Source organism: Synechocystis sp. LEGE 06083, from assembly GCF_015207725.1.
In the GTDB taxonomy this organism is placed as follows: Bacteria; Cyanobacteriota; Cyanobacteriia; order Cyanobacteriales; family Microcystaceae; genus Synechocystis; species Synechocystis salina.
In genome coordinates this window covers 1-5,257 of record NZ_JADEWJ010000271.1, presented here as the reverse complement: position 1 = coordinate 5,257, position 5,257 = coordinate 1, and the positions used below count along the sequence as shown (strand labels likewise).

Sequence of the window (5,257 nt, the reverse complement as noted above, 5' to 3'; positions counted from 1 at the left end):
CATGGAAGTCTGGGAAAAAATACCACTCCGGCTATGGCCATGGGCTTCATTGACAGCCCTGTCGAAATTGCAGAAATACTTACCTGTAGAGGCTTTTGCCACTTCACTCCTTAAAAGGACAGTGCCGTGATCAATTACTTGAATCTCTATCCCAGTATTGACAATCCCAACACTCAATTCAACAGGATGCATAGGTAACGAATACTTGACGGCATTGGATAGTAAGTTGGTAAAGATAAACTTAATCAATTTAGCGTCCATGAAAACTGGCTCTACCACATTGTCGAAGTTAGATTTAATTTGGTGATGGCGGCCAATCCCCGATTGAATTGCCTCAACAATATCTTCTATTACCAATTCCAAATTCATTAGTTCTGGCTGAAACTGCAACTTACCCGACTCAACCCGGCCAATCAATAAAACATCGTCCAGCATTTGCTCTAAACGACGGATAGAGGTGTAGATTCTCTGCAAATGTTTATCCTGTCGTTCTGGGTGAGCCTGTCCATCAAATGATGCTAATAGTTCAGTTGAAGAAAAGATACTTGTTAAGGGAGTTCTAAACTCATGGGACACCATCGAAATAAAGCTATTTTTTAAGCTATTAATTTCTTGTTCTCGTTGGAGTGTTTGGGTCATCTGCTCCTCCTGACGGCGTTGCTCGGAAATATCTCGAAATACCATGACACACCCAGCAACTAAACCGTTTGCACCAATAATCGGAGCGCAACTATCATCAACATCAATGGTTTCCCCATTGCGTCGGACGAGGGATACCCCATCATGCAAAAATTGATTTACCTGAGAACTAATCGCCGCAACAACAGGCGAGGGATAAAAGGCTTGAGTCTCAGTGTTAATCAGATTCAGAACCGTCGAAAATTTTTGTCCCACTGCTTCTTGATGAGGCCAGTCGGTTAAAACCTCTGCCACGGGATTCATTAGTGTAATCGTTTCATTGGCGTCAGTCATTATGACGGCGTCCCCAATACTAGCCAGGGTTACTTCTAAAAATTCTTCCTGTCGATTGGCTTGAGATTCCCCATGGTAACGCAGTCGAATTTCATGATAAATCCAAACCAAAATTACAATTAAAATTAATAGTGTAATACTAAAGTTAGTCCAAATTATGACTGGGCTTAACTTCTCAGAAGTTCTAAAAGCCTGTTGCCGTTGATCTAGTAAAACTAATTCTCTGCCTTCAATTCTTTCTAAGGTTTGCAACAAATCAGACACAACAGAAAGTGCTTCTTGACTAGAATAGATTTTTTGGACGGTATTAAAATCTTGGCGATCAATGCCATGAATTAATTGATTGAGAATTTCATTATCATGAATCAACAATAGTCTTAACTGTTTTACATCCGGTCTTTGGTTGGGGTTATCCTGCGTCAGGGCATCAAGTTGATCTAGATGCCGATAGATATTTTTGAGGTGAGCACTATAGTAATTAAGGTTGGTGGCACGATTATTGAGGATAGTATAGTTTCGCACGGCCAACTGGGCTCCCTGAAGCGATAATTTTAACTCGTTAATTTTTGTCAGCACCTCCTGAGTATGAATTACCCATTGGGACAGGGTTTGGAAACGGGAATTGGTCCAGAGAGAAGGTAATACCGAGATAAATCTCAGGACAATTACCAGGCCAAACCCTATGCCTAATTTCAAAAAGAATCGATCCTTGCGTTGATGACTGATGCGCTCCTGGGTCTGTCGACTAATACTCTCGATCACTCGCCGTTTTTGAATTTCAATTACCACTTGCCGCGCTAATTCCGTCATCGTTAGCAATTGGCCTGGTGTTAATTCTCGCGGTATAAAATCAATAATACACAACACCCCCAAGCCGTAGCCATCCGGGGTAATTAGAGGCACTCCGGCATAAAACCGCACCAATTGCTCTTTGAGATACCTCGGTTGATCCTTAAATACTGGGTCTTGGAGTGTGTCGGGAATAATCAGTATCTGCTGCCGTTTCAGGGCGACATTACAATAGGAGGTTTCCCGGGGAGCTTCCGTTAAGTCACAGCCAATTTTGGCTTTAAACCATTCCCGATGCTGATCCATTAGTCCAAACAGGGCGATCGGCACCTGACAAACTTCCTTCAGGGTTAAGACAATTCGGTCAAAGGCATAGTCGGGAATCGAATCTAAGAGGCGACAACTTTTGAGGATTTCCAGGCGTTTCTCTTCGTAGGCGTCGGTTTGTTCGTGCATTGGTCGTCCTAAACTATAAAGTCTGGTAACAGGTTGGATAGCTCCGGTACTTCTGAAGCTGTCCAGTCTAGACAGAATTGATAAAACTCTGACTCTGGCACAGGTCGACTAAACAAATAACCTTGGAGTTGGTCACAGCCTAGATTTTGTAAAAATCGAGCCTCAGTAACTGTTTCGACTCCTTCTGCGACCACTTGCAAATTTAGTTCATGACACAATTGAATTACCGACTTAACAATGCTGGCATTCTTGGGATTGGTATCCAGACCCCGGACAAAGCACTGATCAATTTTGACCACATTTACCGGAAGCACTTGCAAGTATTCTAGAGAAGAATAACCTGTGCCAAAATCATCGATCGCCAGGGTGATCCCCAGATTTGCTAGGGAAGTTAAGATTTCACAGGCCCGGGGGACATTGGCAATTAAGCAGGATTCTGTAATTTCTAATTCCAGGAAGTTTGGCAGTAGCATAAGTCCATGGGTGGAAAGCAAGTTGGCAATGGTTTGGTCTAGATTGGCCTGGCGAAATTGCAGAGGAGATAGATTCACCGCAATTTTTAGGGGTGATAAGCCCAGATTGTTCCACTGTTTTTGATCCTGGCAAACCTGTTCTAAGACCTGTAAGCCAATGGGAACAATGAGGCCGGTGGCTTCGGCGATGGGAATGAATTTTGCTGGTGGTAAAAGGCCTTTTTGGGGATGTTGACAGCGGACTAAGGCTTCGGCCCCGACAATAGCTCCGGTGTTGCCATCAATTTTCGGTTGATAAAATACCCGAAACCAAGATTCCTCCAGGGCCTGGATTAACTCATCTTCCAGCACTAATTGCTCTAGGTTTTGTTCCCGCTGATGAGATGAGTAAAATTCGTAAGCTATTTCCTGGGATACTCGACTGGCAGCAAAATCAGCTTTTTCTACCAGGCCTTCCAAGCAAGTATCATCTTCCGGGAAGCAACTAATGCCCATCAGCATCGAGAGACGAGTGCGAAAAGTGCCGATCTGAATCGGTTTAACCATTACGCCATGGATTAACTCAACAAAGCTTTGAATTTCCGCCCTAGTCTTAGGAATAGTTGCAATAATCAGATAACGGTCATGATCCATTAAGAAAAGAGCATCCTCTTCCCCTAACTGGCTCCTGAGACGACGGGTTAACTCCAGAATCAATTCCTGCCGCTCCTGCGGGTTAAGCACCATTTCCACCTGGCGCAGTTGTAAAATCTGGAGTGAGAGAATTCCCACTAATTCCTCTAATGAGTGACGACTAGCTACCGTTTCATTGAATTTTTGCCGTAACAAAAAGCGATTTGGCAGACCAGAGTCCGGGTCATAGTGATAGATCTCCTCTAATTTTTTCCGTTCCCAGGCCACCTTGCTATCAATGTACTGCTCTTGAGAATTAACCTTGGCTAAACGAATTGAAATAGCTTCGAGGAGATCCGCTCGACTAAAGGGTTTGGTGACATAATCATCTGCCCCCAATTTCATCCCGGTGCGTTGGTCAGTTCGATCGGCTCGGGCCGTGAGAAAAATAAAGGGAATTATTTCGGTGTCTGGCTTTTCTCGCAATGCTGTTAACACCCCATAGCCATCTAATTGGGGCATCATAATATCGCACAAAATTAAGTTGGGATGATTCTCCTGGGCGATTTTTAAGCCAGAAATACCGTTCTCGGCCACCAACACCGTACATCCTTCATCCGTGAGCATTTCTGCAATATTCTCGCGGATGCTCTCATCATCTTCAATCACTAAAATGATGATATTTGTCATATCCATTATTATTACCTCTTGAAATTTGAACCTAACTTGGACCTAAAATTTGCAAATTCAAACTAGGAAAATTGGCTCGTTGGGGTAACAAGACAACAGGGGGGATCTCAGTTTTGTACGTGGTAAACAATTTAAGATGTCAAACCCCATCGAAAGCATTCATTGAGTAGAGATTCATAGATGGTAATTTTCAATCTAGCCAGGTCATTTTGATAAGCTCAAATGCCTGATATGCAAAGGTTTAAGCGTATTTCATGCATCAAAAGCAACGGTGGTCAGCATAAATACTTGCCATGTTTCTAAGATGCACCCAGTCAACCAAAGCCGGAGTCACTAATTTGAAAATTTTTCGGAATGAAATCCCTCAATAATTTCAGGGGTGGAATCTTTTTTTGCAGTCTATCGCAATTCTAATCTTATTGCCGTTTCAATTACTGTACAAAATGTATATCGATTAGATTTAATATTTTTATTTTGTGAAATAAATTCAAAAAATGCCATGAAATGATTTTTGAATTTTCTGATTAATCACTATCAAGGAAACTGGCTCCATGGAACCTGGATTTTTTCCCTGGGTCAATTGGGTCAATGAAACCATGGCGATCGAGACATCCCTGGGCTAGAATATCGCTCAGACTCACACCTCCATAGTTCTCAGCCTGTTTGATTTTGCCCTAACCTGAATAAACCGCCGTTGCTTGGTGGCCTCGCCATGACTGACTATTCCGCCGTTGATAAATCGTCCTTTGCCTCCAGTGAGTCTGACTACATTCAAGCAGAGCTAATGGCCGAGGAAGAAACTAGGCCTAGGGTGAACTATGACCCAGGAGAGTCTAGCTTGGCGCCCCTAGCCCCGCCCCTGGAAGCAACAGAAAGTTTTGAATTTAGTTTTATTGACCGCCCGGTGCCCCAGGAAGAAGAAGTAGTAGAGAGCACCTACCCCACTGAGGAAATTCTTACCCGTCTATTTACCCCCTGGAGTTTGGCGGGACTGTTGATGTTGGTGGCGGCCAATGGGTTATTAACGGTTTATAGTTTGACTGCTCGTGCCCCGGGCCCAACGATGGCGGTGGCTCAGTTTGATGGTTTGCCCCCCATTGCCCCTGGTTTACCCCCGGTGGCCGATGCGGGGCCTGGCCTCAATCCACAGGATCTCAGCGAAATGGCTGTGGTGCATGACCCCCAACCTACGGCTCCCTCTGCTCCCCAGGCGATCGCCAATCAGAATATTGCCAATGTTCCCAGTGCCCCCCCGTCAACAATGG

The 5,257-nt window shown here is 44.2% G+C and carries 2 protein-coding genes and 1 pseudogene; 1 reads left to right on the top strand and 2 read right to left on the bottom strand.

Going from position 1 to position 5,257, the window contains the following annotated elements:
* Together IQ219_RS16525 and IQ219_RS16520 are read right to left on the bottom strand one after the other, a co-directional pair.
* A partial coding sequence (locus IQ219_RS16525; protein ID WP_194073328.1) for a CHASE3 domain-containing protein occupies nt 1–2,217 on the bottom strand: 2,217 nt, incomplete at its 3' end.
* 8 nt (nt 2,218–2,225) lie between these two features.
* Nucleotides 2,226–3,998 carry a bifunctional diguanylate cyclase/phosphodiesterase gene (locus tag IQ219_RS16520; protein ID WP_194073327.1) on the bottom strand — a complete coding sequence of 591 codons (1,773 nt, stop codon included), beginning with the start codon at nt 3,996–3,998 and terminating at the stop codon, nt 2,226–2,228.
* Between the two features lie 706 nt (nt 3,999–4,704).
* Between IQ219_RS16520 and IQ219_RS16515 the strand changes: the two are divergent.
* Nucleotides 4,705–5,257, top strand: a pseudogene (locus IQ219_RS16515) (hypothetical protein); the annotation flags it as partial.

Bases quoted from the DNA above. Each gene is read 5' to 3' on its own strand.
- IQ219_RS16520 (WP_194073327.1), bottom strand. From the start codon at position 3,998: ATGGATATGACAAATATCATCATTTTAGTGATTGAAGATGATGAGAGC.